This is a genomic window from Alloacidobacterium sp. (genome assembly GCF_035631355.1).
In the GTDB taxonomy this organism is placed as follows: domain Bacteria; phylum Acidobacteriota; class Terriglobia; order Terriglobales; family Acidobacteriaceae; genus Alloacidobacterium.
Genome location: NZ_DASQIX010000001.1, coordinates 26,231 through 52,873, shown reverse-complemented (window position 1 = coordinate 52,873; position 26,643 = coordinate 26,231). Strand labels below are relative to the sequence as shown.

Genomic DNA, 26,643 nt, shown 5'->3' with positions numbered 1-26,643 from the left:
ACGCACAATTCTGGAGCCGATCGTCCATGGATGAAGCCGCCTCTGTTGCCCTTTCCCCCGGAACCGTTTCGCCTGCTGAAAGTCTTCTCGATCAGAAAATCAAGAGACCTCCCGGGCTGATTGGCTCGCTGATTTTCGGCGGCGTGCTGCTGGCGGGGCTGGGCTATGCTGGCGCGCATCTGGCCAACGACCTTGCTGGTACTCACCTCGAAAGCGCATGGCCATATCTGCTGCTGGGCATTGCGCTGCTGATTGCGCTGGGCTTCGAGTTTGTCAACGGCTTTCATGATACGGCGAATGCAGTGGCCACCGTGATCTATACGCATTCTCTGGAACCGCATGTGGCCGTGGTGTGGTCGGGGGCGTGGAACCTGATCGGCGTGTTGACCTCGTCGGGTGGCGTGGCATTCTCGATCCTTGCGCTGCTGCCGGTGGAGTTGATTTTGCAGGTCGGCAAGGGCGCGGGCTTCGCCATGGTCTTCGCGCTGCTGATTTCGGCAATCCTGTGGAACCTGGCGACGTGGTCGCTGGGCCTGCCGGCCTCAAGCTCGCATACGCTGATCGGGTCGATCATCGGAGTGGGCATCGCGAATCAGATGATGGGTGGACGCAACGGCACCAGCGGGGTGGACTGGACGCAGGTGTCAAACGTCTTCCGGGTGCTGCTGATCTCGCCCTTGGTAGGCTTTGTCTGCGCGGCGCTGCTACTGCTGATTCTGAAGTTCCTCATCAAGGACAAGGCGCTGTATGAGTCGCCAAAGGGCAACGAGCCGCCGCCTTTCTGGATTCGCGGATTGCTGATTCTCACCTGCACCGGCGTGAGCTTCGGGCATGGATCGAATGACGGGCAGAAGGGCATGGGGCTGATCATGTTGATCCTGATTGGCACCGTCCCGACGGCATATGCTCTGAACCATGCAATCGGTTTCGGGCAAGTGCCGGACTTCGTCGCTGTATCGGAGCAGGCGGCGCATGTGCTGGGCGGCTATGTCTCGCCGAACGCGGTGATGGATGACGCGCGTAACGACCTGACAGACTACATTCGCACCAAGCAGTACACGCCGACGACAGCGCTGGCGGCACGCCAGCTGGCCATCGAGATTTCAGACGAAGTACAACAATACAAATCACTCGCTACTGTGCCAAACGGGCAACAGCAGAACGTGCGCAACGATATGTATGTGGAAAGCGAAGCGCTGCGGCTGATGGCGAAGAGTAATTCGATGGCCTTCACGGCAGCCGAAAATGCTGTGCTGGCGAATTATAAGAAACATCTGGACAATTCGACCAAGTTCATTCCCTCATGGGTGAAGGTTGCCGTTGCGCTGGCGCTAGGCCTAGGCACAATGGTCGGGTGGAAGCGCATCGTGGTCACGGTCGGGGAGAAGATCGGCAAGGAGCATTTGACCTACGCGCAGGGTGCATCGGCGGAAATCGTGGCTGCCTGCACGATTATCGCAGCTGATCAGTTCAAGATGCCGGTTTCGACAACCCATGTGTTGTCCTCCGGCATCGCGGGAACCATGATGGCAAATGGCAGCGGGCTGCAGCTTTCAACCATCCGGAATATTGCGCTGGCGTGGGTGTTTACCCTGCCGGCGGCGGCGCTTTTGGCGGGCGGAATTTTCTGGACGTTGCGGCAGTTCGTCCACTAATCAACAGACCATCCCCTGACGCGATTCGCGGCGCTTCGGTAGTATCAAAGAGAACCGGAGCGCCGTTTCATTTTCGGGCGTATCCTGTCCCGTAAAGCATGAGTCTAAAAGCAAAAATTGAAGCGGTCATCTATGCCGCGGAGGAACCGGTGACGCTGGCCGCGCTGGCTGGTCTGTTCGCCGATGAGGCACTGGAAGAGAAGCGCTCGCGCGAGGCCGCGCAAACATTGGAGCCGGCGAATGAAGTCGTCGTTGCGCTCAGCATAGAGCCTGACGGGGTATTGATTCCCGAAGAAGAAGTTGTGCCCTTGACCGTGGAAGAAGCGGCGGTGATGGCGGCGCACGATGCCGGAGAACCGCCTTTGGCGCCTCATGAAGACGAGAAGCGGGCAACGCGGCAGCGTGACCGCGAGGTGCGCGAGGAACTTCGCCGGATTATCGGCGAACTAATAGCTGACTATGCGGAAGGCGACCGCGGCATGGAGGTCCGCGAAATCGCAGGCGGCTATCGCGTGACCACGAAGCCCGAGTATCACGATGCGGTGCGTGGATTTGTGAAGAGCCTGAAACCGCCGATGAAGCTGTCGTTGCAGGCATTGGAAACTCTGGCGGTCATTGCCTACAAGCAGCCCGTTACCGCCCCAGAAGTCAGCGAGATTCGCGGCGTGGATTCAGCCGGCGTGATTGGCTCGCTCATCAGCCGCAAGCTCATCACTACTGCCGGACGCAAACAGGTGATCGGCAGGCCGATCCTCTACAAGACCACTAAGGAATTCCTGATGCGCTTCGGGTTGAAAGACTTGAACGAGCTGCCATCGATTGAAGAGTTCGAGAAGATGGCGGCGGGCGAGCTGGCGGAACCCGAAGAGCTACCTTTCGCCGAAGGCATCGCCGCGCCGAACGAAGAAGGCATCATCGAGGACATGGCGGATGAGAGCATAGAAGATGAAGAAGCCCGCGCACATGCTGCTGTTGAAATGGCGGAGGAACCTGAGGACGAAGCTGAAGACATTCCCGGCGTTGCCGTAGATGTGGAGATTGAAGGCGAAGACGCCGAGATCATCAACGAGCCTGCTGAGGCAGAGCCGGTGGAACGCGAGTCATGAATGGGCCCGCCAGTAATACGGTCAGGCTGCAAAAGATCATTGCCCAGGCCGGCATTGTTTCTCGCCGTATGGCAGAGGAACTGATTCTGAATGGCCGCGTGCAGGTGAATGGTCAGACCGTCACTGAACTGGGCACGAAGGCCGATCCCGAACGCGACCACATCCGCGTTGATGGCAAGCTGCTGCATGGGGCGCAGCAGCTCCGCTATCTGATGCTGAACAAGCCTAAGGGTTACGTCACGACAGCCAGCGATCCCGAGGGCCGTCCCACAGTCATGAAGTTTGTCGAGCGCGCAGGCGTACGAGTCTTTCCTGTAGGCCGTCTCGACTATCAGAGTGAGGGACTGCTGCTGATGACCAACGACGGCGAGCTGGCGAACGCTCTGACGCGGGCATCGGCGAAGGTCGAGAAGGTCTATCTGGTGAAAATCAGCGGCAGGCCCAGCGCAGCCGGGCTTGATCAATTACGGTCAGGCATCATGATTGAACGCGGCAAACCGGGGTCGCGCGAGGGACGCGTGATGACAGCCCCCGCAGAAATCAGGCTGGTGCGTGACGCCGAAAATCCCTGGTACGAAGTGACCTTGATTGAAGGCCGCAACCGCGAGATTCGCAAGATGTTTGAAGAGATCGGGCATCATGTGGAGAAGATTCGCCGTGTTGGTTATGGTGCGCTCGTGCTGGATGTTGCGCCCGGCGAAGTACGCGAACTTGCGCCGAACGAGGTGGAGGCGCTGCGGCGGGCCCTGCGTTCCGAAAGAGCTGGGAGACTCTCCAGCGTCGTTCCTGCCTCGAAGAAACGGCCTCGCAAAGCGCAGGCTACGCATTGATCTAGCGCCGTCCCAGATTGATGTCCAACTGCACTCCCCTTCCGTTGGCCGTGTTCACGGCTGAGAGCGAAAACAGACTAGCCTGCCGCGACCGATGGCGGAAGACATAGTCTCCAATAAAGTAACCAAAGGTGCTGCCCACAATCACGTCCGAGGGAAAATGATCGCGCGCGAGAACACGCGATACCGACACAGCCCCAGCCAGCGAATAGACAGCGATCTTTGTAGCCGGGGTATTATATTGGCCGGCGATAACGCGCGCGAACGACCACATAATGATGCTGTGATTGGACGGCATCGATTGACCATCGGGCCACGTCGAAGGACCGTGCGGCCAGAAGCGTCCCGTACCGTCGCCCTGATTGGGGCGCTCGCGGTCAATGGCATACTTCAGGGCCTCGTTGAGGATGATCGCATCGATGGTCGCTTCGCCCGCCAGAACGGACGATTCCTGTAAGTAGTCGTTGTGGGTGCCTGCGGCAACCAGGTAACCGATAACGGGAGCGGCAGACGCTCCATAGGTGGTGTAGTCCGAAAACTTCTTAAATTTGTCTTCGCGGCTGGGATTCGACCCGAGGTCGCGCATCATATGGGCGTCATAATCGATGGCAAAACCGGTGGCGACACCAAAGGGAGCGATCCAGAAAAAATCCTTTGCTTTGACGCGCAGCGGACTGGTCACGATTCCAACCTCATCCTGCAGAACATGGGTGATACATGGCTTGGGCGTGTGCGCCGTGCAGTCGTCAGGCGATGTTTGCGCCCACACAGAAGATGCGCAACCAAGACACAAAAGGGGAAGGATGAGCCTCAAAAACATATGTGCTTTTTTGACTGTATCAGGCACACGCTGAAGATTGCCTTAAGAAACCATCTGACTTATGCTGTGCTAGGTTGCCACAATTCCACCCGGTTTCCCTCCGGGTCCATGAACCATCCAAAGCGGCCATATTCATAGGTCTCTCGTTTCTGATCAACCTCCACTCCGGCTGCAATCAGCGCATCGAGAATGGCGTCAAGATCGTCGACCTGAAAATTAAGCATGGCTGGTTGTTGCGTCGGAAAATAGCCGTCGTCCTTCCCGAAAAAAGAGACGACAGTGTCTGCCTGCTGCTCTTTTGCAGGGAAGATAAAGCAGCCCTGGGACTTGAGTCCGAGATGCTGTTCATACCAGGCATAGAGAGCTTTCGGATCGCGAGCGCGGACGAATGCTCCGCCAAAGCCGATTGCCTTTGCCATATTCATTCCTCGCTGTTGAGAATTTCGCCGAGCGTCGTCTTGTGCTTCGCCTTGCGGCGCTCTTCGCGCGGCTTGTCAGCAATAATACGCCCGGCTTTGGGCTGGCCGACGCGCGCGCGCGCATTCGTTTTGACAGCTTTAACGGTGGAAAACTTCTTTGCCTTCTTCTTGATCATGTTTGCTCTTCCGGCAATAACCGGCTCAATGATTTCCGGTTGCTCGACCAGTATGAAATACTTTCGTCGTCAGTGAAGGGGCAAATTGCTATGGAAGAACGCGACTTTTTCAACGAGCAGAATGAACAGCGCAGCCATACGCTCACCTGTCCGCACTGCGGCAAGGCAGACGAGTACCAGCTCTCATGGCTGGTGCGGCGCAAGCGCAATTCGCTGCCGCGCCATGCCGACGAGCGAGACCGCGCGCGTTTTGCCAAGGCGCAATCCTACATGGTGCGGAAGGACGATATGGTGGCGTGCAAAAACATCCGCTGCCGTAAGCGGTTTGAAGTAGCGGGCGTTCAGTCAGTCGCGTTTCTTCAGTCGGCGTAATGATCACGCGGATCTCCAGCTCTCTTCTGCTGGCTGCTTTGTTATGGCCAGTGTGCAGCCGGGCGCAGGCCCCAGCGCAGGTTCAGGTCAATTCGGTCGACTCGCTGCGACAGAATTTTCTCATCCCTCCCGACGATGCGCGCATCTGGATGCGCTGGTGGTGGTTCGGCCCTGCGGTCGAGGATGATGAACTGGCGCGCGAGCTGCGCACAATGAAAGAAGGCGGCGTCGGCGGGGTTGAAATTCAGCCCGTGTATGCGCTGGCGCTGGACGAACCGGCAATGGGCATCCGCAACACGCCGTATCTCTCCGATGATTTTCTCCATGAGGTGAGTTTTGCCAATCAGACCGCACGCCAGCTTGGTCTGCGCGTAAGCATTACCCTCGGCAGCGGATGGCCTTATGGCGGGCCGCATGTTCCCATCACCCAGGCTGCGGGAAAACTGCGGCTGGCTATGGCTTCTCTGCCTGCAGGTGCCGACCGCGTACCACTACCTGCTCTTGAAAACGGTGAGAAGATGATTGCGGCTTTTGTTGTTGCAGGCACAGCAGCGGATTATGACTCTGCGGCAGCGAAGCAGATTACTCTGCCTGCTGAAGCTGATGCTCACTCTGTGTCTCTGGCTGCGATGAATGATCAGCGTACGGTCTTGTTCTTCATCAGCAGCCGCACCGGACAGCAGGTAAAGCGCGCCGCGGTTGGCGCCGAAGGATTTGTTCTCGACCACTTTGACCGCGCAGCCATCGACAACCATCTGCAATATGCCGGCGAGCCATTGATGCGGGTCTTCGGGGACCAGCCACCGTACTCCGTCTTCAGCGACAGCCTCGAAGTATACGGCTCGGATTGGACGCCGGACTTCCTGAGCGAATTCCAGAAACGGCGCGGCTATGACCTGACTCCATATCTGCCGGAACTTTTTGCGGGTAAAGATGATTTGGCTAAGAGCGTCCGACACGATTGGGGCGAAACCCTGGCCGAGTTGATCGACCAACATTACCTCGAGCCGCTGACCGCATGGGCGCACCAGCACCACACGCTGTTTCGCTCGCAGACCTATGGCGAACCGGCGGTCACGCTTTCGAGCAATGATCTGGTTGACCTGCCTGAGGGCGAGGGACCGCAGTGGCGCAGCTTTTCCTATACGCGCTGGGCAACCTCTGCGAGCCATCTTTATGGCCGCGATGTTACATCGGCAGAATCGTGGACATGGTTGCACTCTCCAGCGTTTCGCGCGGTACCGCTGGACATGAAAGCTGAGGCCGACGGCTTCTTCCTTGAAGGCGTGAACCAGTTTGTCGGACATGGGTGGCCTTATTCGCCCGCCTATGCGGGCGAGCCGGGATATGCGTTCTACGCGGCGGCAGTCTTCAACCAGCACAATCCGTGGTGGCCGGTAATGCCGGAGATTACCGCTTATCTGCAACGCTTGAGCTTCCTGCTGCGGCAGGGCCGACCGGCGAACCAAGTGGCCGTCTATATTCCCACAGATGACGCGCAGGCTAGCTTCACTCCCGGCCACGTTGGCGTGACGGAGGAAATGCACAACTACATCACGTCGGAGCTGACAGCGAGCATCATGGATGCGGGCTACAACCTTGACTACATCGATGCAGAGGCGATCAACAAGCTAGGCATTCACTATCCGGTGCTGGTGCTGCCACACGTGGATCGCATACCACTTACGACTTTGCAGCAGATTGCCGCGTATGTGCAGAACGGCGGGAAGGTGGTTGCGGTAGGACGCCTCCCAGAACATGCTCCCGGATTGCGCGAGGCCAAAGCTGATACGCCACAGATCGAGGCGCTCTCGCAGAAACTTTCCCATGAGACGGGATGGGTTTTCGCCGCCAGCGATGGTGAAACAGGAAGCCTGTTGAAGAAGGCAGCCGCGCCGGATATGCAACTCGACATGCCCACTCCTGAAATTGGATTTATCCGCCGTAAGCTGCCTTTTGCCGATGTCTATTTCATCGCCAACACCAGCAATCATACGGTTTCTGTGAAGGCGCATTTTGCGACGCAGTGGTCGAGCGCTGAGGAGTGGGATGCTTTCTCTGGCAAAAGTTATAGGGCGGATGAGGACTTACATCTTGCGCCGTACGAATCGCGAGTGCTGGTCTTTCACGATGGCTCAGTCTCATTGCCGGAACGCTGGCGCGGGCAACAGATTTCCAGCGCAGAAATAGACCTGAGCCACGACTGGCAGGTTACATTCCCGGCTCTTCATCGCAACTTATCCATGCCGTCGCTCGAATCGTGGACCGATACACAGGCGACACGGTATTTCTCAGGCCATGCCATCTACTCGCGGGACTTTGAGCTTCCTGCAAATGTGCTCGGCAGCGGCAGGCATTATTTCCTGGATTTCGGGGAGGGCAAGCCGCTGCCTCCCGGCGATCGGGAGAAGCCGGGAATGCACGCGCTGCTGGAAAGTCCCGTGCGCGAGGTGGCGCTGGTTTCCGTCAATGGGCAGAAAGCCGGCTTGGTCTGGCGTCCGCCTTACCATCTCGATGTGACCGCATTTCTCCACGCTGGCAAGAACCATCTGGAGATTGAGGTCGCTAATACCGCGATCAATACCCTTGCGGGACGATCTCTGCCAGATTACCGGCTGCTCAACCTGCGATACGGAGAGAAGTTCACTCCGCAGGACATGGAAAATCTGAAGCCTCTGCCGTCGGGGATTATTGGACCAATCAGACTTGTCCCGGAAAAACAAACTCAGTCTGTGCAGTAGTGCTCTTTCACCTTGCCGAACCCATCTCGATCGTGACATCATCTGACCGCATCAGGGAGGCATTGGATGAAGATCGGGGAGGTTATTCAAGTCTCAGGCTGCTTCACGAAGAACAAATTTATTGCAGGCAGGAGCTTGAGAGAGATCGAAAAAATTCTTGGATTCCATCCCGGGCGGTTTTCCAAGGGAATCACTGTGGTCTCTTTAACCAGATTGCCAACTCTGCAGCAGTTTCAGCTTGCAGGGCATACGAATGTAGCGACCCACCGCTTTAAGACGCCCACTGATCTGAACATAGAAAAGGCTCAAGGCGGAAGCAGCAGCAACCTGGTCCACGACCGGCCTTGAGAGGCTGGTGAAAGTACGGCCTCTTGTGGATCATAGCTCTCAAATGGAACCTGACATTCAATACCCTCATGGTCAGGGAGCCCCGCAGTGGATTGTTACGGCCCTTTTGCCTGCCGAGGTGATCGGCATTGTCACGGATTACCCAAATGGGGTTTACTCCATGCGCCATTCTTGAGTGTGCTAAGCCAGCGCTTTGGGAATCGCTTCTTCCCAGCGGCCCTGCGCTTTCAGAATCAGTTCAATCACCTCACGCGCGCTGCCTTCACCGCCACAAGCACGGGTCACGAAATGGCAAGCTGCTTTGAACTCCATAGCAGCGTCAGCAACAGCGATGGCCAGTCCTGCGCGCTTGGCGAGTGGCAGATCGGGCAAATCGTCGCCCATGTAGGCGGTCTCTTCTTCAGTGACCTCGGCTTTTTTCATGCACTCTTCAAAAGCCGCCATTTTCTTCGCTTGCCCGAGATAGACATAGTCCACATGAACCTCATTTGCGCGCTGCTGGACTGCAGGAGATTTGCGACCGGTGATAAAGCCGGTTTTGATCCCCATGATGTGCGCAAGCGTCAGACCCGCTCCGTCTTTCGCATTAAAGACCTTCATCTCGGAAATCGGGCCGCCTTCCGGCAGAGAGATAAGGCACACGCCACCATCAGTAAGAGTGCCGTCCACATCCATGAGGAAGAGCTTGATTTTTCTGGCGCGCGCGAGTACGGCATCGGGAAATTGCGAATTGTCTGACATATCGAAGATTCTACTTTGCCGCCGGATAGAGCGATTTCAGGTCGGCTTTCGCATCGATTCTGCTCAGTCGATACATCAGCAGAGCGCCGCGCTCCGTGTTAATCGGCTGCGCTGAGAGATCGACCGTCTCGCCGGGAGCGTGCGCGCCTTCTCCGGTCGCTCCGATCCCTGCGAGCCCAGGCAGATAATCGGCAACAAATGCGATGTCGCCTGCGCCGCGCTTCATTGGGTCGAGTTCCGGCATCTCAGGAAAGTCGAGGCTCTTGTTTGCTCCGTTCAACATGCGAAGCAGCGCGCGGCTGTCTTCAGTAGGGGCCATCGCTGGATAGGCTTCGCCGAATTCGATGTTCGCGTTTGTTTTCGGCAGGTGTTCTGCAACAATGGCCCTCATCTTCCCCTCGACGCGCTCAGTCTGCTCGTTGGAAATAGTACGGATATCGCCGCTGGCATAGGCAGTTGGCGGAATGATGTTGTCCTTGCCGGTGGCGCTGCCCGAGATGCCTTCGCCGCCTACATCCACCGTCGCGCCCCCAAGAACAAGCCCCACGTTGTAAGTCAGGTATTTCTCCGGGAGTTGCGTGCGAAAGGCGTTAAGGATGCGTGTCACTTCATAGATCGCGCCATAGCCTTTGCTTTCGGAAAAGATTCCGGACGAGTGACCGGTCTCGCCGGTGGCTTTCAAATGCCAGGTGATGGCGCTGCGGCGGCTGATGCTACCGTAGAAGACGCCATTGACCCGTGCTGTGCCTTCAAATTCGAGAGCCACGTCACTATGCTTGGCTGCGGCGATCATGTCACGGCGCGAAATGCTGGCGGGTTCGCCGTGCGCCTCTTCATCTCCACTGAGGACGATGGTGATATCAGTCTGCTTGAGCACTCCGGCAGCCTGCATCGCTTTGAGCGCGAAGAGCATGATCACGAGGCCGCCCTTCATGTCATTGACACCTGGACCCATAGCTGTATTCCCGCTTACGGTGTAGTGCTGAAAAGAGCTGTCTTTCTCGAAGACCGTATCCATGTGGCCAATAAGCAGCATGCGCTTGCCGCATTTGCCCGCTTCAGGACAAGGATGTTCTGCGACCAGCACACCAGCACGCTTGACATCGTCCATTGGAATCCACTTGGTTTGGAAGCCGAGGTCGTTGAGCTGCGCCATCATAATTTTGCCAATGGCGCGTACGCCCTCAAGGTTGCGCGTACCGCTATTGATCTCAACCAGCTTTTGCAGCAGTTCGTTTGAGGACTTCTCGTTGGTCTGAATGTAGCTGACCATAGCTTTCTCGGGCTCGGACAACTGCTGGGCCTGCACCGCCGGCGCTGCGAGCAGCGCTGCCGCAATGCATATCGAAATTCTCGTCTGCATGATGACAGGAGGATAGCATTCGTATCTTCTAAGGAGCCGCAAAGCCCTGCTTCTACGCGCGAATCATTATGAATATTCGCCCGTCCACGTTGACTTTACCAACCCGCCGCCATAACCTGCCTCACAAGTTCGTTTGTTTTGCACCCTGCACTAATGCATTGCCTCTGGAGGCAACAAAAATGCCCCTGACCCCCGAGCAAGTCCAGGCGGCCTATTACGAGAGAACGGCCAGTTCCTACGACGAGACGCACACGTCGGATGAAGACGCCGAACACTACATTGCGCTCGAATTCATCGATGCTATCAGTGAAACCCTCAAACTTCATTCATTTCTCGATGTAGGTGCCGGTACCGGCAGAGGCGTGCGCTATCTGTTGGCCAGAGGGAAAACCGATGTACACGGTATTGAGCCGGTGAGAAAACTGATTGAACAAGGCGAACAGCAGGGAGTGCCCAGTGGTCTTGTCATCGAAGGCAGCGGTACATCTCTGCCGTTCGAAAATAAATCATTTGATGCGGTGTTCGAATGCGGCGTTCTCCACCATGTGGCCCGACCCGACAAGGTTGTAGCCGAGATGCTGCGCGTTGCGCGAAAAGCCGTGTTCATCTCCGATTCCAATCGCTTTGGTCAGGGGAGGTCTTACTCCGTGCGGCTCTTGAAGCTGGCGCTTTACAAAGCCCACCTCTGGAATGCCGCCAGGTATCTGCAAACACGAGGGAAAATGTTCCGCATCAGCGAGGGCGACGGTCTTTATTATTCCTATAGCGTGTTTGACTCCTATCGACAGGTGGCGGCCTGGGCAGACAAGGTCTGGACTTTGCCAACTTCTGATGATCGCCCCGGAAAAAGCTGGCTGCACCCTCTAACCACTTCATCACATGTGCTTTTGTGCGCGCTTAGGGCATCCGCGTCCGACGACACACAGACTGCAGAATCGTAACGGCGCACTGCAAGCAGTTTTCAAAATCCGATATACTGACGCGTTCACCTATGAAGATTCTGGTTTGCATCAAGCAGGTCCCTCAGAAGGACGCGCCGCTGAAGCTGAACGAGTCTGGCACATGGATTCGCGAAGATGTTTCCTACGAGGTCAATGAGCCCGACGCCTATGCCCTCGAAGAGGCGCTTCGCCAGAAGGAAAAGCATGGCGGCGAGGTTGTCGTGATCACCGCCGGCCCTGTGCGGGCGCAGCAGGTCTTACGCGAGGCACTGGCCAAGGGCGCGGACCGGGCCATCCATCTTGAAGACGACAAGTTTGTTCAGCTTGACTCGAGCAACACAGCGCGGGCAATCGCCGCAGCCGTGTCCGAGGAAAACTTCGACCTCATCGTGACCGGCCTGCAATCCGACGATTTCGGCGCGGCGCAGACAGGCGTTCTGCTGGCCGAGATTTTGGGACTGCCCCACGCCACCATCATCATCGGGATTGAGAAGACCGATTCCGGGCTTCATCTGAAAAGAGAATTAGAAGCCGGGCACTACCAGTTCATTGAGATGCCGACGCCCGCTGTGCTGACCATCCAGAGCGGCATCAACAAGCTGCGCTATGCCAGCCTGATCGGCATCAAGCAGGCCAAGAACAAGCCGCTGCGCAAAGTCGCCTGGGCGGAAGTTGAACCGAAACTGAGCAAGAACCTGCAGCAGATTGAGCGCCTCTACGTTCCGGTAAAGCGGAAAAAGACCGAAATGATCGAGGGGCCCCCGGCGGAAGTGGCGCGCAAGGTAACGGAATATCTCAAAAACACCGCGCGCGTGATTTAATGGTTGTCACAGAAATTTCAGGAGACTTGAGCACATGGCAAATATGAACATCCCTGCCGAGGAACGCACCCTGACACCCGATCAGGTAGCCGCACTCGACAAGCGCCGCCAGTGGGGGCTGACGCTGCATATCATTTCCGGGCAGTTTGTTTTCTTTGCCGTGCTGCTTCTACTGTGGTCCGGGCAGGACGCGACCTACTCGCCCGGCTGGGTGCATCCCATGTTGTACTACAACATTCTTGCGGCAGTGCTGGCGGTGGTCTTCGGAATCTGGGGAACTGTCCTGAAGCGCGGACGCCCGGAGTTTGCCAGTCTGTAATTTGAAAAACAGATCCTTCGACTTCGCGCCTGCGGCGCTACGCTCAGGATGACAATTCACTTAGTTTGAACAAAAGGGGAGCTTCTGCTCCCCTGAGGTGTGTATGGCGGACAATATTCTTGTCGTTGCGGAACAGCGGGAAGGCAAACTCAACCGCGTCTCCTTTGAAACCATTGCCGGCGCGCAGGCCATCTCGAAAGAAACAGGCTGGCCGGTGGAAGTTGCGCTTGCGGGCAGCGGCATTGGCGCGCTCGCGCAGGAACTGGCAGGCAAGGCCATCGCTCGCGTTTATGCGCTGGAAGCTCCAGCACTCGCCGCATACACATCGGACGCTTATGTCTTTGCGCTGAAACAGTTCATCGCCAACAATCAACCAAAGTTGGTGCTCTTTCCGCATACCTACCAGGTGCGCGACTTTGCGCCGCGTCTGGCGCTGGCACTTGACCGTTCGCTGATTTCCGACGCCGTCGGTTATAAGCATGAGAACGGCAAGCTGCTGTTCACGCGCCAGATGTTTCAGGGAAAGTTCGCCGCCGATGTTTCCTTTGCCGGAGACGCGCCCTGGCTAGCCACCTTCCAGATTGGCGCGTTCCGTGGCGATCAGGCGGAAGCAGGATCAGCGCCGGTTGAAAATGTAACTGCGGCGGTTGCAGATGGCGCGCCGCGCGTCACTCCACATGAGGTCTTTCAGGAGGCAAAGCAGGCAGTCGATCTTTCGCAGTCGGAAGTTATCGTCGCGGTCGGACGCGGTATCAAGGAGCAGAAAAATCTTGCCCTTGCCGAAGAGCTGGCCAAAGCGCTTGGCGGAGAGGTCGCAGCTTCCCGTCCTATCTGCGATAACGGCTGGCTCCCTCTCGAACGGCAAATCGGCAGCTCCGGCCAGACAGTGGCTCCAAAGCTATATTTCGCGCTGGGCATCAGCGGGGCAATTCAGCACATTGTCGGCATGAAAGGCTCGCGCACCATTGTCGCCGTAAACAAAGACCCCGAAGCTCCAATCTTTGAGATCGCGGACGTAGGCGTGGTTGGGAACCTGTTCGATGTGGTGCCTGCGCTGACGGAAGAGATTAAGAAGGCCAAAGCTTGAGCATAAATTTGAGTTGAAGCCGTGCCCTTACGAGACAGCGCCTTTTCAGCAACTCTAAAGGCCGGTGCTTTTACTCAAAACGTAGATGACCACGCTGTTTTTCACCACACAGGACACAGAGAACGCAGGGTTTTCGCAGAGGATCCCGCGAAAGCCAAAAAGGTTGTAGTCACGCTAAAAATGAATATCCCCTAGGGCTCGATTGCATCTGCAGAAAACCCTCGGCCCAGCCGAGGGTTTTCTGCAGGGAACATGCCAGATTTAGATGTGGCAGCTGGCCAGGCCGCGCTTCTCGAGATATTTTTGGTGGTATTCCTCAGCGCGCCAGAAAGATTGTGCCGGGACTACCTGCGTGACGATGGGCTTCGAGAACTTCTTTTCGGCGGCGAGTTTTTCGATGACACGTTTCGCCGCTGCTTCCTGCTCGGGCGAGTGGTAGAAGACAACTGAACGATATTGCGTGCCCCAGTCCGGGCCCTGGCGGTTGAGCTGAGTCGGGTCGTGCAGCGAGAAGAACGCTTCGAGCAGTTGTTCATAGCTGACTTTGGCCGGATCGAAGGTCAACTCGACGACTTCGGCATGGCCGGTTGCGTCGGTACAGACATCTTTGTAGGTGGGATTGTCGAACTTGCCGCCTTCATAGCCGACCGCAGTTTCGAGAACACCCGGGATCCGGCTGAACTCCACTTCCACTCCCCAGAAACAACCAGCCCCAAACGTTGCCTTTTCCATAGGAACCTCCGTTATTGTCCAACCCCACTCAAGCCAAAAGAAGCTTGAATGGGCCATCGTCACTTAGATGGTCTTGACCTGTATTTCGAATCAGAACTGCACTCATGCGGGCTTTGGTGCATACGACGCCAGAATCTCGACTACTTCCGCGTGGCCGCGCTCGCCGGCGTAGTCGGCGGCTGACTTGCCGCGGTCGCAGAGGCAATCCGGGCGAGCGCCGTGTTCGAGCAGAAGCAATACAACGTCTTTTTTGCCGGCGGCGGCGGCCTGGAGCAGGGGCGTGTATCCGCCATGCTGGCTCGCGTTTACGTCTGCGCCGCCTTCGAGCAGGACGCGGACAACTTCCAGAGAGTTGTTCAGTGAGACGCAGGCGTGCAGCGGCTGGTTGCGCAGCGGGTTGTGGGAGAACTGGTGTATGTGCGCGCCGTGTTCGAGCAGAAGCGTGACCGGTTCCGGGCCGGAGAAGGCGGCGGCCAGATGCAGAGGCGTCCAGCCATCGGTCGAGACGGTGCGTGCGGACATAGCGTCTTCGGCGATGAGATGGTGCAGGCGATCGCAGTTGCCGACGGCGGCGGCCTCGAAGATGTCGAGATCGGTGAGGTGCGCCAGCAGGAAGTCGCGGATCACGGGCTGCTGCGTGTAGATGGCCAGCATGAGCGCTGAGATTCCCTGCGCGTCGCGCGATTTGGCGACGGACGGCTGTGCTTTGACGGCCTCGGCGATTTCGGCGGTCTTTCCCTGGCGGATCAGGTCGAAGAAATGCTGGCTCATGGGGCGAGTATAGCGCCGGGGCTGGGAGTTTTCAGCCTGTGCAAGCTTTTGCACTTTATCCTGGGGCATCGTCATCTTTTGCTCATACAGGTCTGACATAATGCAACGCTGAGGAGAATTCCTATGCAGGGAAGATATGTGCAGGTTGCCAAGCGTGGTGCGGCATTAGAGATTGTGACGCGAGATGTTTCCGAGCCGAAAGCAAACGAGGTGCGGATCCGCGTGCAGGCGTGCGGAGTTTGTCACAGCGACTCGGTTACGGTTCAGGGACTTTTCCCTTTCATTACGTATCCGCGAGTGCCGGGGCATGAGGTTATCGGCGTTGTGGATGCGGTTGGGACGGGTGTTCCGCAGTGGAAGGCCGGGCAGCGCGTTGGCGTGGGCTGGTATGGCGGCCATTGCGGACGGTGCGAACCTTGCCGGCGCGGCGACCTGGTTGCCTGCCAGAACGCGCTGATTCCCGGCGTGACTTATGACGGCGGCTATGCCGACTACATTCTCGTTCCGGCGGATGCGCCGGCGGCGGTGCCGGATTCGCTGAAGAGCGCAGACGCGGCGCCGTTGCTCTGTGCGGGAATCACGACTTTCAATGCGTTGCGCAATACCGGAGCGAGGCCGCCAGACACGGTTGCTGTTCTGGGCCTGGGCGGGCTTGGACATCTGGGCGTGCAGTTTGCGGCGAAGATGGGCTTCAATACGGTTGCCGTCGCTCGCGGGGCGGACAAAGCGAAATTCGCACATGAGCTGGGCGCGCGCCATTACATCAACAGCACTGCAGAGAATGTCGCCGAGTCGCTTCAGAAGCTGGGCGGCGCCAGAGTGGTTTTGTCCACGGTGACCGATGCGGATGCGATGTCGGCGGCGATTGGCGGTCTGGGCTACGCAGGAGAGTTTGTGCTTCTCGGCGTCTCAGACAAGCCGATCCAGGTATCGACGATTCCGCTGATCTTGCAGCGGCAGTCGATCCATGGCTGGCCGAGCGGGACGGCAATCGATTCAGAAGACACGCTCAAGTTCAGCGAGATGACAGGAGTGCTTCCGCTGATTGAGAAGTATCCGCTGGACCGCGCGCCGGAAGCTTACGAGCGCATGATGAGCGGCAAGGCGCGATTCCGCGTGGTGCTGGAGACGGGGGTCTAAGCCTGGCCCTCGTTCGGCAGGTATTCACAATTTCACCGCTAGGGGTTCGGAACTAGCTTGCGCCGCACTTTTGATTCGACAACGGATCGGACTTCGCTCAAATCAAAGGAAAAATATGCCACGGTGCCCATGACGGCGGTTACCAAGACGGAGATCCCTACAACAGTGCTGAGCGGCCAGTGGACTTCTCGATAGGAAGGCCAAACAACAAGTCCGAAGGCGACAAACAGAAAAAGTGCCAGACGCGCGATGGGCATCATGGAAACGTGCAGGCCAGCGGGGAAAAGCCGCCTGTTCAAACGCAGAATAAGGCCCGTCTGGATAATCTCCCATGCGAGCCAGGTACACATGAAGCCCACCAGCCCGAAGGCCTTCATGGTGAAGATGGATGCCAGCAGCATGACGGAATAACCGGTGACAGCGATGATCGACAGCTCTTCATGCTCGTTGCTGGATGACTGGAATTGGGTTTTGTGCTCTTTGATGCCGAGGACGGCGGAAGTAATCGCCATGAGCAGGCAGAGAGTTGGCTCATACAAGGTCCTCTTGTGCAACCAGACGGTGAAGAGGAAGGGGCACATCATGAGGCTGCCGATGCTGACGACTGGGATCAGGAAGAGCACGACGCGCTCGGAAAGCTCGTATAGACGTCGCAACTGGATCCAGTTTCGTTGCCCCACAAGCAGGGTAATGTCCTGGCCGACGGCCATGCTGGCGACAGAGAGGATCTGGCGCGACATCTGGAAAACCACCCGCACCAGCGCGAAAACGCCTACAGTGCCTGACCCCAGGACCTTCTGAATCAGCAGGACGGGACCCTGCCAGGTGAGGAAGCTGGCAAAGGCGATCAGCATGAAATGTCCGCTGGGCTTGACGATTGCGAGCACCTGTTTCCAACTGCCATAACGAAGCGAAGGCACCAGGATCGGCGCGGTTCGATAAAGATCGATTGTGAGCAAGAGCAGAAACAGCGTCAGCGTGACCAACTGAACCAACGCCAGAACCGGGAATGAGGCCCTCATCCAGATCGCAATACTCAGGGCAAGGACCATGCAGAGCCGCTGCAGATTGCCTATGTGGGCGCCGCGCGGCAACTTACCGACTACCATGTAACTACTGGCCAACAAGGCAAATAGCATGTAGACGGCCATTTGAACGATCAGCAGATAGATGGTGAGAGATGCGTCGCGCGAGCTGACGTGCTTCAGATTAAGCCACTCGGCCACTGGCATCAAGAAGACTGCTGAACCTACCGTCATGAAAAGAGCAATCAGTGAAAGCATCAGGCGCAACGCGCTGGACTGCACTGCCTTGGACGCCTCGACCTCTCCCCGGTTGTAGAGAATCGTCGTTTCGTTGTTCGCATACGTCTGGATGCCGTAGTTCAGGGTCCCCAGGTAGCTGATGGAGGCCGAAAGGGCAATCCACTCGCCATAGACTTCCACCCCATTACCATAAAAATGCAGGAAAAACGGCGGAATGAGCAGCTGAGTAATGACACTGACGCCCTGACCAATAAAGCTGGTGAGCACCAGGTGGAGGATTCGTCGCAGGCTCATCTAGGCTGGATCTCCGGGTAAGAGCGTGAAAGGATGGAAGTTCTTCGGGTCTTAAGAGCATTATACGGAGCCTGGCTTCAAATTATGCCCTCCTCTGGAGTTGCTTATGGGAGTGCGCTCAGAAATATCAGGGCAGGTGCTGTGTCTTGCGCAGACATGAGCGGCAAGGGTAGGCTGCGGCCATGTTGTTCGCCAAACGGCTTCGCGAGGGCATTCGTCGCGGAGAGATTACTTGTAGCGTCCGAATCTGGATGAGTCCCCGTGTGCGAGTGGGCGGACGATACCGCATGGAGGAAGGCGAGATCGAGGTGGACTCGATTGAATCGATCGGGTTTCCGGATATTACGCCCGAGCTTTCGCGTGAGTCGGGATTCATGGGCGTTCTGGATCTGCTCAAGGTCGCGAAGCATGGCAAGGGCGAGAATATTTACCTGATTCGCTTTCACTACGTGCCGCTACGCCTTGGTACGGTTCAGCGATCTGGATCAAAACGAGGCAGGCAGGTAAAAGATAGGGGTATAATGTAGGTACGTTACTACATGGATAAAAGCATGGCGATTACTACACTTTCGAGCCGGGAATTCAACCACGACGCGGGCAGGGCCAAGAAAGCGGCCAGGCGCGGGCCTGTTTTCATCACTGACCGTGGACGCCCTTCCCATGTGCTTCTCTCCATTGAGGAGTACGAGAAAATCACCGGCAAACGGGAGAGCATTGTGGATCTGCTGGCGATGCCGAATGCTTCAGAAGTTGAATTTGAGCCGCCACGGTTGAGCGGGAACATTCATAAATGGGTGGATTTGCCGTAATGTACCTGCTGGACACGAATGTTGTTTCCGAACTGCGCAGAGCGAAGACGGGCAAGGCTGACCGGAATGTGTTGTCGTGGGCAAAGAGCGTCCCCGCCGGACGCCTGTTTCTTTCAGTCGTCTCGGTGCTGGAGTTGGAGATTGGAATTCTGCTGATTGAGCGCCGAGATTCCCATCAAGGCGCGTTGCTTCGCGCGTGGCTGGAAGAACATGTTTTACCTGCGTTCAATGGCAGGATTCTGGTTATCGATACCGCTGTCGCGCAACGCTGCGCGGCTCTCCACGTCCCCGATCCACGTTCTGACAGAGATGCTCTGATTGCAGCAACAGCTCGTGTGCATGGGATGACTGTGGTTACGCGGAATGTGGAGGATTTTGAGCCGACCGGGGTGGCGGTGGTGAATCCATGGGTGAGTTAGCAGCAGCACAAGAGTGCCCCAGGTCTCAAAAGCGAGACCCGGGGCACTCGGCAGTGAAAGTATTCCCTATAATCGCTATAGGAACGCCTCAGTCCGGATCGGCTAATGAACTTGACGAGGTGAGAACCCCTGAAGTGAAGACGGTCGCAAAGCTCGGCTTAATTTTCATGTCCGCGCTGGCATGGAACTCGTGGCTGTTGCCTGCTCAGCAAGTTGCAACTCGCCCGACTACAGCTACCGGCGATGATTCCACGGCTACGCATGATTCGGATCTCTCTCATGGTGGTGCAAAGATAGCTATTGCGTGGTTGAGCGGTGTAGAGGCTGAAGTTCAGCTTGCTAACAGCAATGAGAAAGAATTTCATCCAGCGGTTGCTCACATGCCGATAACTGAAGGAACTGTCATTCAAACCGGTAGGGGCAGGGCAGAAGTTGAGTTTGAAGACGGCAGCACGGTACGTCTCGGCCAATACTCCTCAATTGAGATTCCTCGTTCAGAACTGTTCGCTTTGGGAGCGACGGCCACGAGCATCAATGTGTTAAAGGGAACCGTTTATGCCAGCCTGATCCCGGCCTATCTCGTTAAGCCCAAGGGGACGGACTTCCAACTAAAGTTCGGTCTGCAGGTTTTGCATCTGCAGCCTTCTAGTCATATCCGTGTGGAACTTGATGCGACCGGAGCGCGTCTCGCCGTGCTGGATGGTAAGGGCTCGGTTGAGGGACCGTTTGGCACAATAGGTTTGGTCAAGAAGAGAACTTTCGTTTTCAACCTTGAAGACCAATCTGAACTCGCAATGGTGAAGAAAGTGAGTACTAACCCGCTGGATGCATGGGATCGCTCCGCGGTTACAGTCCACCAAAATAAGGCTGGATCGGGCAAAAAGGACGGCTCGACCGTCGATCGCAGTCAACGGAACCCGTGGTGTAATCTCTACCAGTGCGCGCCCGCATAGAGTGGCCTATGTCAGGAATGGAGAAACGCCCCACATTTCATTGACTCCGGCCAAAAAATCCCGTATTCTAAAATCCTTGCGCAGTTCCGCGTCTGCCTGTCTTTGTGTCTTGACTGGGCGCCGAACCCGGAAAACCCCAATCGGTTGAGCCTGCGCCAAATGACCCCTATCACGTGAATATCGCGTGCGTTGGGCTCCGAACCTCACGCGTACATGAAGTGCTCGTCGTGGGTAAGATTTTCAAGCCACGCTATGATTTGCGTGGGCAGATTGCGGTTGAACGCGAGTTTTTTGGTGGAGATAGAAGATGTCGACGTATATTCCCAGCGCGCATGAGATTGAGCGCAAATGGTTCGTGGTAGACGCCAGCGGCAAGACGCTGGGGCGTCTGGCGACCGAGGCGGCCAGTGTCCTGAGCGGCAAGCGGAACCCGAAGTACACCCCATACATCGATATGGGCGATCACGTGATCGTGATCAATGCCGAGAAGGTCCGGCTGACCGGACTGAAGAGTCAGCAGAAGGTCTATCGCCGCTATACGGGTTTCCCGGGTGGTCTGCGCGAGGAGTCTTTTGTGAGGCTGCTAGAGCGCAAGCCGGAAAAGATTGTGGAAGAGGCGATCAAGGGCATGCTGCCCAAGACCAAGATGGGCCGCAAGATGGGCTCGAAGCTGAACGTCTACCGCGGCGACCAGCATCCGCACCAGGCGCAGAAGCCGCAGCCTCTGGAAGTGAAGGCGTAGTTCAGTCCCTCCCACTCAAGCCAGGAGGGCTTGAATTGGGCACCCAGTTTTGAATGGGCCAACAAGATTGAGAGATTAGGAAAAGCGAATGGCAGATTTGGTTCAGTATTACGGGACGGGGCGCCGCAAGTCGGCGATTGCCCGCGTCTTTCTGCGCCCCGGCAACGGCGAGTTCAAGGTCAACGACAAGGCGTTCGACGCCTACTTTGTCACCGAGCAGCAGCGCGTGGCGGCGAAGCGTCCGCTGGCCCTGACGGAGACAACGGCAACCTTTGACGTGATTACGCGTGTCGCTGGCGGCGGCGTAAACGCGCAGGCCGACGCGGTAAAGATGGGCATTGCCCGCGCCCTGCTTGAGTTCAATGCGGAACTGCGCAAGACGCTGAAGAGCGATGGTCTGCTGACCCGTGACGCCCGCGCCAAGGAGCGCAAGAAGTACGGTCAGAAGGGCGCCCGTAAGCGGTTCCAGTTCAGTAAGCGCTAGTTTTCGGCTGTCCCATTCAAGCCAAAAGAGGGCTTGAATGGTGCACCCAAGTTTAGGTAGTTAAATCTTCCCAAATAGGGGAATCAATTCCGGCGACCTTAACCATTGCCGGGATGCAGTCCACGAAGGAGGCTGTTTGGCAACCATCACCATGAAGGAGCTGCTCGAAGCGGGAGTCCACTTCGGGCACCAGACGAAGCGCTGGGACCCTCGCATGAAGGAGTACATCTTCGGCGAGCGTAACGGCATTTATATCATCGACCTGCAGAAGACCCTGAAGATGTTCAAGGACGCGTCGAAGTTTGTGACCGACCTGACCGGCCAGGGCAAAGTGATTCTGTTTGTCGGCACCAAGCGCCAGGCACAGGACGCGATCGCTGAAGAGGCGACCCGCGCCGGGATGTTCTACATCAACAACCGCTGGCTGGGTGGACTGCTGACCAACTGGGTGACGGTGCAGAAGTCGGTGAAGCGCCTTCAGGAACTGGATGAGATGGCCACCGACGGCCGCTATGAGCTGCTGACGAAGAAAGAAGTGATTCGCCTCGAGCGCGAGCGCAAGCACCTTCAGGCTAACCTCGCAGGCATCAAGAATATGAAGCGCCTGCCGGATGCGCTTTTCGTGATCGACTCGAACAACGAAGCGATTGCCGTGAAGGAAGCCCGCAAGCTGGGTATTCCTGTCGTCGCTGTGGTTGACACGAACTGCGACCCGACGGTTGTGGACTATGTGATTCCGGGCAACGATGACGCGCTGCGCGCAATCCGCCTCTTCGCCTCGAAGATTGCCGATTCAGCAGTCGAAGGCGTGCAAATGGCCGGCGATAAGACGCTTGCTGACGTGGCCGGAGTCAGCGCCGATGGCGTGACCGGCGATGCCGAAGCGGGAACGCTCGAAGGCATTCAGGCTGGCGCTCTGGAATCAACGGAAGACGAAGTGGACCTTGAAACAGCGCTGGGTGGAGGCATTCGCAAGTCGCCCGCAACCGTGAGCGCGCTGGATGATGCCGAGGCAGCCGAAAGCAGCTACTAAGAAGGTAGGTAATTTTTCACGGAAGCGTGGCTGCAAGTTTGAATGCGCCACGCTTTCGTTGTGTTTAGAGTCACTGTCGCGTAACGCGAGCGTGATAGAAAGAGAATTGGAGAAGGAATGTCGACTGTGAGTGAAAAGATTGATGCCAAGCTGGTGAAGGAGCTGCGCGAGAAGTCCGGTGCTCCGATGGGCGACTGCCTGAAGGCGCTGCAGGAGTCGAAGGGTGACATGGAAGAGGCTTTCGTCATTCTGCGCAAGCGCGGCATGGCCTCGGCACAGAAGAAGGCTTCACGCACCACCAACGAGGGCGCTGTAGGCACCTACATCCATGCTGGCGGCAAGATTGGCGTGCTGGTGGAAGTGAATTGCGAGAGCGACTTTGTCGCCCGTACGGAAGACTTCCAGCAGTTGCTCAAGGACATCGCCATGCACATTGCAGCGACTGATCCCCGCTACATCCGCCCAGAAGATGTGACGACTGAGGATCTGGAGCGGGAGAAGGACATCTTCCGGGCGCAGGCCGCGCAGACGGGCAAGCCAGCTCCGGTGATCGAGAAGATCGTCGAGGGCAAGATGAGCAAGTTCTACGAGGAAGTCTGCCTGCTGGAACAGCCGTTCATCAAGGAGCAGACGGTTTCGATCAAGGACCTGATTGCGCAGAAGGTCGGCAAGCTGGGCGAGAACATCACCGTCCGCCGCTTTGCCCGCTTCAAGGTTGGCGACCCGACCTGGACGGTTGCTCAGACGAAGGTAGTAACCGAAGCGCAGTAGGCGTAAGCGCTTTGATGTTAAAAGGCCCGGCATCATGCCGGGCCTTTTCTTTTCTAGTGCTGGACGTCAATGACCTGACTATCTGGCTCATTCCAGGCTTGTGCTCCTGCATGCGTCAGATGGTGAGTGGTGTCGTTCCAGTGCAGGTGGGTGATTTTCGCATCGCCTTTTTCGTAGGCATAGGTATTGCCGTCATCCTGAAAGAGAGTGAAATCGGCGTCGGCTCCGGGGTAGACGCGGACTTTCGCGATTTGCTGCGGCTGTTCCGTACTTTCGATATAGGAGCCCGTTGGGATGATGGAGCCGGCGCGGACGAAGAGCGGGATGGTATCGATGGGTGCGCTGACGTTGATTGTCTCGCCGCCTTTTACTCTCTCGTTGGTCCAGTAGTTGTACCAGGCTGCGCCGGCGGGCAGATAGACTTTTCGGCTGGTAGCGCCTTGTTCCGTTAATGGCGCGACAAGAAACGCAGGGCCGAGCATGTATTCGTCGCGAATGTCAGAGACGTTGGGGTCGCCGGGAAAATCCATGAAGAGAGCGCGCATGAACGGCGCGCCGGTTTTGTATGTCTGGTAGCCGAGCGAGTAGATGTAGGGCAGCAATTCGTAGCGCAGCTTGAGGTATTTTTCGAGAATAGGTTTCGCCTGTTTGCCGTAGGACCAGACCTCGTTATAACGGCGGCTGCCGTGCGTGCGCATAATAGGCAGAAACGTCGCGTACTCGAACCAGCGCGTGTATAGCTCCGGGTAATCGTCGTAATCGCCAACATTGTCACGAACATCGGATGGGTCGAGCAGCGGCGGATGCGCTGGCTGATGAACAGCAGGCAGCGGCTGCCAGCCGCCAGTGTCATTGCTCCAATACGTCAGGCCGGAGGCTGCGAAATTGAGGCCGGTGGGAATCTGACGCTTAAAGGCGTCCCAGGTGGCGGTGATGTCGGACGACCAGAAGATGGCGCCATTGCGTTGCGCGCCGAGCCAGGCATCGCGCGAGAGGACCAGCGCGCGGTGCGGCGTGTCGCGGCGGAAACCGTCGTAAATTGTGCCGGTGTGGAAGAGCGGGTAAACATTGAAGTACTGCGTACCGGGGCCGATGTGCAGGTAGCTGCCATTCGGCGGCAAATCGGGCTCGGTTTCGTCGGCCCAGATGGAGTCGAAGCCTTTGCTGAGAATGTCTTCCTTGATGGTGTTCCAGTACCAGCGGGCTGCATCGGGATTCGTCGTGTCGATGTCAGAGCCGGCTTTGTCATAGGGCAGACCGTTAGTAGGTGTGCCATCAGCGAGGTGCTCGAACCAACCCTTCTGCAAAAGGAAATCGTAGTAGCGCGAGCCTGGCTCAAATCGCGGCCAGACGCTGATCATGGTCTGGAAGCCCATTTTGTGCAACTGGTCGTTCATGGCTTTCGGATCGGGCCAGAGATCGGGCACAAAATCCATCTGGCCCATCTTTGTGTAGTAAAGCCAGTCGACGACAATGACGTCGGCGGGCAGGTGACGCTCGCGATAGCCTTTCGCAACGGCCATGACTTCATCCTGTGAGCGGTAGCGTTGCTTGCACTGGATGTATCCGTAAGCGGCCTTGGGAAGTAGCGGCGTCGTACCTGTCAGCAGGCGGTAACCGGCATAAATTTCGTCGTAAGTCTTCCCGGCGATGATAAAAAAGGAAACGCGGTCACCGACTTCAGACGTCCAAGTGGTGCGCTCATTGAAGTGTGGCGCGATGGTCGTCTTTGACGGATTGTCCCAGACAATGCCATAGCCGTAATTTGTAACCATGAAAGGCACACATGTGCTTTGCCCGCCGGGAGCGTTGTAGTCGTTCCAGCAGTGGACGACATGGCCGCGATGGTCGAGAAAGCCTTCCTGGTTTTGCCCGAGGCCGTAGTAATGCTCATCGTCGGGCGAAGCGAAGCTCGCTCCGACCTGATAAAACTCGGGATCGGTTAGGCGGCGGTCATAGTTCAGCTGCGAATTGCCATCCTTGTGGTTGAGCACAGACATGGACCAGCCATTCAGCTCGGCAAGCTGCTTGCCTTCGGGAGTGGCGAAGGTAATATCGGCTCCCGGCGTGGAACCGCTGAAGTACCTGCCTGGGTCCATGACCGACTGCGGCGGACGGCGCCCACCAGAACGATACCCTTTCAGCGTCACGACCAGCTGCGACGATTTATAGACCTCGTCCACACCGTCTTTTTCGTGTGTCCAGCCCTCGGCGGTTGGCGAGGCGACAAAGCCGTATCCGGGGGCAGCGAGTGCCGGGTCTTTGAGCAGGCTGAAGGTTACGCGAATAATGTTCGGCGCATACGGCTCAAAGACGATGGTGGATGGGCCGCGTTCAAGCACTACGCGGTGATCGTTATTTTGCGCGTGAGCAGACGCGGTCGCGATGATAACCAGGACGATGGTAAAAATTACGGAAGAAGCCTTGCGAAGCATTTTTCAGCAGCAGCCTGTCAGGATAATTTGTATGACCTGTGCGCAGATGAGTATAAAACGATTTAGCTATGGCAGTCTTCATGTTCCGGCTGCAATCGTCCTTAATTGTTACCGCAACCCGCGACTTGCGGTGAGCCGGAGTGGAGTTCCTTTCATGGGCTCTTCAAATTTTAGATTGAGGTCTTCTGATGACAGAACGGCAGTATGGGACGCGACGCGAATTCCTGAAGTTTAGCAGTGCGGCAGTGGCCGGTAGCATCTGGACCTTCGGGCCACATGCAGCCGTGGTAATGGGCCTTCCAAGGTCATGGGCCGGACATCCAACCCTGGACCAGCAACAATCCTGCTCTCAGCGGCGCCTTTGAGCCCGTCTTTGACGAACGTGATGACACGGACCTGAAAGTAGAGGGCGAGATCCCTCGCAGCCTTCGGGGCGTGTTCATGCGAAATGGACCGAATCCTCAGTACAAACCCGACGATCACTACGCCTATCCATTCGATGGAACCGGAATGGTTCATGCCATCTATATCGAAAACGGGCGCGCCCGCTATCGTAATCGGTGGGTCATGACAAAGGAGATGCAGCAGGAGAGGGCGGCAGGTCATGTGAGTTTTCCCGCATCAATGATGCGTATATCGGTCGCAAGGCGCGCTGCGGTTATGTGGGATTGCGCGATCCTCGCCCAGGTGAAAAGCCGCAGATCGGCGCGTTTGAAGCCATGGCCCGCTATAATCTGACCTCTGGGAAAAAGGTCGTCCATCAGTTTCCGGCGGGCTCGACAGTATGTGAGCCACTTTTCGTGAGAGACTTTCATGGCAAATCCGAGGAAGACGGGTTCATCTTTAGTTTCGTGCATCAGCTAGGCGATCCGGCAGGAAGCTTTGTCATTCTCGATGCGCGCCATCTCTCCGGAAAACCGCTGGCAACAGTCCGCCTGCCGAGAAGAGTTCCAGCCGGTCTCCATGGTTCGTGGATTTCAGCCTGAGCAATAGAAGTCATCTCTGATGCTTTCCCTGCGTCTCCGCTTCAGATCGCACCGAAACTAATTTCAACCA

General features: G+C 57.0%; 30 protein-coding genes. 21 read left to right on the top strand and 9 right to left on the bottom strand.

All coding sequences use genetic code 11. The annotated features are described in order from the left end of the window. Positions 1–26: 26 nt before the first annotated feature. The 3 genes from VEV40_RS00240 to VEV40_RS00230 all read left to right on the top strand — a co-directional run bounded on the left by VEV40_RS00240 (position 27) and on the right by VEV40_RS00230 (position 3,591). Positions 27–1,655: an inorganic phosphate transporter gene (locus VEV40_RS00240; protein ID WP_324829359.1), complete on the top strand. Its 1,629-nt coding sequence runs from the start codon at positions 27–29 to the stop codon at positions 1,653–1,655. Positions 1,656–1,753: 98 nt separating this feature from the next. Continuing rightward, complete coding sequence (gene scpB / locus VEV40_RS00235) at positions 1,754–2,761, top strand: SMC-Scp complex subunit ScpB (protein WP_324829358.1); 1,008 nt, start codon at positions 1,754–1,756, stop codon at positions 2,759–2,761. Further along, a complete protein-coding gene (locus VEV40_RS00230; RefSeq protein ID WP_324829357.1) occupies positions 2,758–3,591 on the top strand; it encodes a pseudouridine synthase in 834 nt (277 codons plus the stop codon). The genes scpB and VEV40_RS00230 overlap by 4 nt, the downstream gene beginning before the upstream one ends. A gap of 1 nt (position 3,592) precedes the next feature. Here VEV40_RS00230 and VEV40_RS00225 read toward each other — a convergent pair whose 3' ends face one another. The 3 genes from VEV40_RS00225 to VEV40_RS00215 all read right to left on the bottom strand — a co-directional run bounded on the left by VEV40_RS00225 (position 3,593) and on the right by VEV40_RS00215 (position 5,006). Then, positions 3,593–4,360: a phosphatase PAP2 family protein gene (locus tag VEV40_RS00225; protein WP_324829356.1), complete on the bottom strand. Its 768-nt coding sequence runs from the start codon at positions 4,358–4,360 to the stop codon at positions 3,593–3,595. Between the two features lie 110 nt (positions 4,361–4,470). Next, positions 4,471–4,830 carry a VOC family protein gene (locus VEV40_RS00220; RefSeq protein ID WP_324829355.1) on the bottom strand — a complete coding sequence of 120 codons (360 nt, stop codon included), beginning with the start codon at positions 4,828–4,830 and terminating at the stop codon, positions 4,471–4,473. Positions 4,831–4,832: 2 nt separating this feature from the next. Beyond that, positions 4,833–5,006: a hypothetical protein gene (locus VEV40_RS00215; protein ID WP_324829354.1), complete on the bottom strand. Its 174-nt coding sequence runs from the start codon at positions 5,004–5,006 to the stop codon at positions 4,833–4,835. Between the two features lie 90 nt (positions 5,007–5,096). Here VEV40_RS00215 and VEV40_RS00210 point away from each other — a divergent pair, with 90 nt between their 5' ends. Both VEV40_RS00210 and VEV40_RS00205 read left to right on the top strand, forming a co-directional pair. Then, complete coding sequence (locus tag VEV40_RS00210; RefSeq protein ID WP_324829353.1) at positions 5,097–5,378, top strand: hypothetical protein; 282 nt, start codon at positions 5,097–5,099, stop codon at positions 5,376–5,378. Beyond that, entirely contained in the window at positions 5,378–8,119 is a 2,742-nt protein-coding gene (locus VEV40_RS00205; RefSeq protein ID WP_324829352.1) for a glycosyl hydrolase, read from the top strand. Before VEV40_RS00210 ends, VEV40_RS00205 begins: the two co-directional genes overlap by 1 nt. 528 nt (positions 8,120–8,647) lie before the next feature. On the opposite strand, the gene VEV40_RS00200 is transcribed toward VEV40_RS00205, so the two are convergent. Together VEV40_RS00200 and VEV40_RS00195 are read right to left on the bottom strand one after the other, a co-directional pair. Continuing rightward, complete coding sequence (locus VEV40_RS00200; RefSeq protein ID WP_324829351.1) at positions 8,648–9,208, bottom strand: KdsC family phosphatase; 561 nt, start codon at positions 9,206–9,208, stop codon at positions 8,648–8,650. Between the two features lie 10 nt (positions 9,209–9,218). After that, positions 9,219–10,571 (bottom strand): M20/M25/M40 family metallo-hydrolase, encoded by a 1,353-nt coding sequence (locus VEV40_RS00195; protein WP_324829350.1) that lies wholly within the window; start codon positions 10,569–10,571, stop codon positions 9,219–9,221. Positions 10,572–10,639: 68 nt separating this feature from the next. Between VEV40_RS00195 and VEV40_RS00190 the strand changes: the two genes are divergently transcribed. The 4 genes from VEV40_RS00190 to VEV40_RS00175 all read left to right on the top strand — a co-directional run bounded on the left by VEV40_RS00190 (position 10,640) and on the right by VEV40_RS00175 (position 13,739). Beyond that, the gene (locus tag VEV40_RS00190; RefSeq protein WP_324829349.1) at positions 10,640–11,512 is read left to right on the top strand and encodes a class I SAM-dependent methyltransferase; all 873 of its coding nucleotides are present in this window, start codon (positions 10,640–10,642) and stop codon (positions 11,510–11,512) included. Positions 11,513–11,562: 50 nt separating this feature from the next. Next, entirely contained in the window at positions 11,563–12,333 is a 771-nt protein-coding gene (locus VEV40_RS00185; protein ID WP_324829348.1) for an electron transfer flavoprotein subunit beta/FixA family protein, read from the top strand. A 34-nt stretch (positions 12,334–12,367) separates the two neighbouring features. Continuing rightward, complete coding sequence (locus VEV40_RS00180) at positions 12,368–12,652, top strand: hypothetical protein (RefSeq protein WP_324829347.1); 285 nt, start codon at positions 12,368–12,370, stop codon at positions 12,650–12,652. A gap of 103 nt (positions 12,653–12,755) precedes the next feature. Then, positions 12,756–13,739, top strand: a complete 984-nt coding sequence (locus tag VEV40_RS00175; RefSeq protein ID WP_324829346.1) for an electron transfer flavoprotein subunit alpha/FixB family protein — start codon at positions 12,756–12,758, stop codon at positions 13,737–13,739. A gap of 261 nt (positions 13,740–14,000) precedes the next feature. Here the strand turns inward: VEV40_RS00175 and msrA are convergent, their stop codons facing one another. Together msrA and VEV40_RS00165 are read right to left on the bottom strand one after the other, a co-directional pair. Beyond that, positions 14,001–14,471: a peptide-methionine (S)-S-oxide reductase MsrA gene (msrA, locus tag VEV40_RS00170; RefSeq protein ID WP_324829345.1), complete on the bottom strand. Its 471-nt coding sequence runs from the start codon at positions 14,469–14,471 to the stop codon at positions 14,001–14,003. A gap of 102 nt (positions 14,472–14,573) precedes the next feature. Continuing rightward, positions 14,574–15,317, bottom strand: coding sequence for an ankyrin repeat domain-containing protein (locus VEV40_RS00165; RefSeq protein ID WP_324829344.1), 744 nt, complete (start codon positions 15,315–15,317; stop codon positions 14,574–14,576). Positions 15,318–15,365: 48 nt separating this feature from the next. On the opposite strand from VEV40_RS00165, the gene VEV40_RS00160 reads away from it, so the two are divergent. After that, entirely contained in the window at positions 15,366–16,382 is a 1,017-nt protein-coding gene (locus VEV40_RS00160) for an alcohol dehydrogenase (RefSeq protein ID WP_324829343.1), read from the top strand. 38 nt (positions 16,383–16,420) lie between these two features. Here the strand turns inward: VEV40_RS00160 and VEV40_RS00155 are convergent, their stop codons facing one another. Then, the gene (locus tag VEV40_RS00155; RefSeq protein ID WP_324829342.1) at positions 16,421–17,941 is read right to left on the bottom strand and encodes a hypothetical protein; all 1,521 of its coding nucleotides are present in this window, start codon (positions 17,939–17,941) and stop codon (positions 16,421–16,423) included. A gap of 287 nt (positions 17,942–18,228) precedes the next feature. Here VEV40_RS00155 and VEV40_RS00150 point away from each other — a divergent pair, with 287 nt between their 5' ends. From VEV40_RS00150 to tsf, 8 genes are all read left to right on the top strand, one after another. After that, positions 18,229–18,468 carry a hypothetical protein gene (locus VEV40_RS00150; protein WP_324829341.1) on the top strand — a complete coding sequence of 80 codons (240 nt, stop codon included), beginning with the start codon at positions 18,229–18,231 and terminating at the stop codon, positions 18,466–18,468. A 24-nt stretch (positions 18,469–18,492) separates the two neighbouring features. Next, on the top strand, positions 18,493–18,750 hold the full coding sequence (locus tag VEV40_RS00145; protein ID WP_324829340.1) for a type II toxin-antitoxin system Phd/YefM family antitoxin: 258 nt from the start codon (positions 18,493–18,495) through the stop codon (positions 18,748–18,750). After that, positions 18,732–19,169, top strand: coding sequence for a type II toxin-antitoxin system VapC family toxin (locus tag VEV40_RS00140; RefSeq protein WP_324829339.1), 438 nt, complete (start codon positions 18,732–18,734; stop codon positions 19,167–19,169). Before VEV40_RS00145 ends, VEV40_RS00140 begins: the two co-directional genes overlap by 19 nt. 134 nt (positions 19,170–19,303) lie before the next feature. Further along, positions 19,304–20,122, top strand: coding sequence for a FecR domain-containing protein (locus VEV40_RS00135; RefSeq protein WP_324829338.1), 819 nt, complete (start codon positions 19,304–19,306; stop codon positions 20,120–20,122). 307 nt (positions 20,123–20,429) lie between these two features. Next, the gene (rplM, locus tag VEV40_RS00130; protein WP_324829337.1) at positions 20,430–20,864 is read left to right on the top strand and encodes a 50S ribosomal protein L13; all 435 of its coding nucleotides are present in this window, start codon (positions 20,430–20,432) and stop codon (positions 20,862–20,864) included. Positions 20,865–20,952: 88 nt separating this feature from the next. Next, positions 20,953–21,348: a 30S ribosomal protein S9 gene (rpsI, locus tag VEV40_RS00125; protein WP_324829336.1), complete on the top strand. Its 396-nt coding sequence runs from the start codon at positions 20,953–20,955 to the stop codon at positions 21,346–21,348. A 136-nt stretch (positions 21,349–21,484) separates the two neighbouring features. Beyond that, positions 21,485–22,381, top strand: a complete 897-nt coding sequence (gene rpsB / locus VEV40_RS00120; protein WP_324829335.1) for a 30S ribosomal protein S2 — start codon at positions 21,485–21,487, stop codon at positions 22,379–22,381. Positions 22,382–22,498: 117 nt separating this feature from the next. Continuing rightward, positions 22,499–23,152: a translation elongation factor Ts gene (gene tsf / locus VEV40_RS00115; RefSeq protein WP_324829334.1), complete on the top strand. Its 654-nt coding sequence runs from the start codon at positions 22,499–22,501 to the stop codon at positions 23,150–23,152. Positions 23,153–23,205: 53 nt separating this feature from the next. On the opposite strand, the gene VEV40_RS00110 is transcribed toward tsf, so the two are convergent. Continuing rightward, on the bottom strand, positions 23,206–25,587 hold the full coding sequence (locus VEV40_RS00110) for a TIM-barrel domain-containing protein (RefSeq protein ID WP_324829333.1): 2,382 nt from the start codon (positions 25,585–25,587) through the stop codon (positions 23,206–23,208). A gap of 188 nt (positions 25,588–25,775) precedes the next feature. Here VEV40_RS00110 and VEV40_RS20610 point away from each other — a divergent pair, with 188 nt between their 5' ends. From VEV40_RS20610 to VEV40_RS20600, 3 genes are read left to right on the top strand one after another with little or no spacing between them, the layout of a single operon-like run. Continuing rightward, complete coding sequence (locus VEV40_RS20610; RefSeq protein WP_414637758.1) at positions 25,776–25,952, top strand: twin-arginine translocation signal domain-containing protein; 177 nt, start codon at positions 25,776–25,778, stop codon at positions 25,950–25,952. Continuing rightward, on the top strand, positions 25,906–26,325 hold the full coding sequence (locus VEV40_RS20605; protein ID WP_414637762.1) for a carotenoid oxygenase family protein: 420 nt from the start codon (positions 25,906–25,908) through the stop codon (positions 26,323–26,325). Before VEV40_RS20610 ends, VEV40_RS20605 begins: the two co-directional genes overlap by 47 nt. Next, on the top strand, positions 26,307–26,573 hold the full coding sequence (locus VEV40_RS20600; protein ID WP_414637761.1) for a carotenoid oxygenase family protein: 267 nt from the start codon (positions 26,307–26,309) through the stop codon (positions 26,571–26,573). The genes VEV40_RS20605 and VEV40_RS20600 overlap by 19 nt, the downstream gene beginning before the upstream one ends. Positions 26,574–26,643: the final 70 nt, after the last annotated feature.

Coding starts and splice junctions, on each gene's coding strand:
- VEV40_RS00175 (WP_324829346.1), top strand. CDS start 12,756: ATGGCGGACAATATTCTTGTCGTTGCGGAACAGCGGGAAGGCAAACTC.
- VEV40_RS00220 (WP_324829355.1), bottom strand. CDS start 4,830: ATGGCAAAGGCAATCGGCTTTGGCGGAGCATTCGTCCGCGCTCGCGAT.
- rplM (WP_324829337.1), top strand. CDS start 20,430: ATGTCGACGTATATTCCCAGCGCGCATGAGATTGAGCGCAAATGGTTC.
- VEV40_RS00165 (WP_324829344.1), bottom strand. CDS start 15,317: ATGACGATGCCCCAGGATAAAGTGCAAAAGCTTGCACAGGCTGAAAAC.
- rpsI (WP_324829336.1), top strand. CDS start 20,953: ATGGCAGATTTGGTTCAGTATTACGGGACGGGGCGCCGCAAGTCGGCG.
- VEV40_RS00180 (WP_324829347.1), top strand. CDS start 12,368: ATGGCAAATATGAACATCCCTGCCGAGGAACGCACCCTGACACCCGAT.
- tsf (WP_324829334.1), top strand. CDS start 22,499: ATGTCGACTGTGAGTGAAAAGATTGATGCCAAGCTGGTGAAGGAGCTG.
- VEV40_RS00160 (WP_324829343.1), top strand. CDS start 15,366: ATGCAGGGAAGATATGTGCAGGTTGCCAAGCGTGGTGCGGCATTAGAG.
- VEV40_RS20610 (WP_414637758.1), top strand. CDS start 25,776: ATGACAGAACGGCAGTATGGGACGCGACGCGAATTCCTGAAGTTTAGC.
- VEV40_RS00190 (WP_324829349.1), top strand. CDS start 10,640: ATGAATATTCGCCCGTCCACGTTGACTTTACCAACCCGCCGCCATAAC.
- VEV40_RS00210 (WP_324829353.1), top strand. CDS start 5,097: ATGGAAGAACGCGACTTTTTCAACGAGCAGAATGAACAGCGCAGCCAT.
- VEV40_RS00215 (WP_324829354.1), bottom strand. CDS start 5,006: ATGATCAAGAAGAAGGCAAAGAAGTTTTCCACCGTTAAAGCTGTCAAA.
- VEV40_RS00200 (WP_324829351.1), bottom strand. CDS start 9,208: ATGTCAGACAATTCGCAATTTCCCGATGCCGTACTCGCGCGCGCCAGA.
- VEV40_RS00150 (WP_324829341.1), top strand. CDS start 18,229: ATGGAGGAAGGCGAGATCGAGGTGGACTCGATTGAATCGATCGGGTTT.
- VEV40_RS00195 (WP_324829350.1), bottom strand. CDS start 10,571: ATGCAGACGAGAATTTCGATATGCATTGCGGCAGCGCTGCTCGCAGCG.
- VEV40_RS00185 (WP_324829348.1), top strand. CDS start 11,563: ATGAAGATTCTGGTTTGCATCAAGCAGGTCCCTCAGAAGGACGCGCCG.
- VEV40_RS00155 (WP_324829342.1), bottom strand. CDS start 17,941: ATGAGCCTGCGACGAATCCTCCACCTGGTGCTCACCAGCTTTATTGGT.
- VEV40_RS20600 (WP_414637761.1), top strand. CDS start 26,307: ATGGCCCGCTATAATCTGACCTCTGGGAAAAAGGTCGTCCATCAGTTT.
- VEV40_RS00230 (WP_324829357.1), top strand. CDS start 2,758: ATGAATGGGCCCGCCAGTAATACGGTCAGGCTGCAAAAGATCATTGCC.
- VEV40_RS00140 (WP_324829339.1), top strand. CDS start 18,732: ATGGGTGGATTTGCCGTAATGTACCTGCTGGACACGAATGTTGTTTCC.
- VEV40_RS00205 (WP_324829352.1), top strand. CDS start 5,378: ATGATCACGCGGATCTCCAGCTCTCTTCTGCTGGCTGCTTTGTTATGG.
- VEV40_RS00110 (WP_324829333.1), bottom strand. CDS start 25,587: ATGCTTCGCAAGGCTTCTTCCGTAATTTTTACCATCGTCCTGGTTATC.
- scpB (WP_324829358.1), top strand. CDS start 1,754: ATGAGTCTAAAAGCAAAAATTGAAGCGGTCATCTATGCCGCGGAGGAA.
- VEV40_RS00240 (WP_324829359.1), top strand. CDS start 27: ATGGATGAAGCCGCCTCTGTTGCCCTTTCCCCCGGAACCGTTTCGCCT.
- msrA (WP_324829345.1), bottom strand. CDS start 14,471: ATGGAAAAGGCAACGTTTGGGGCTGGTTGTTTCTGGGGAGTGGAAGTG.
- VEV40_RS00145 (WP_324829340.1), top strand. CDS start 18,493: ATGGCGATTACTACACTTTCGAGCCGGGAATTCAACCACGACGCGGGC.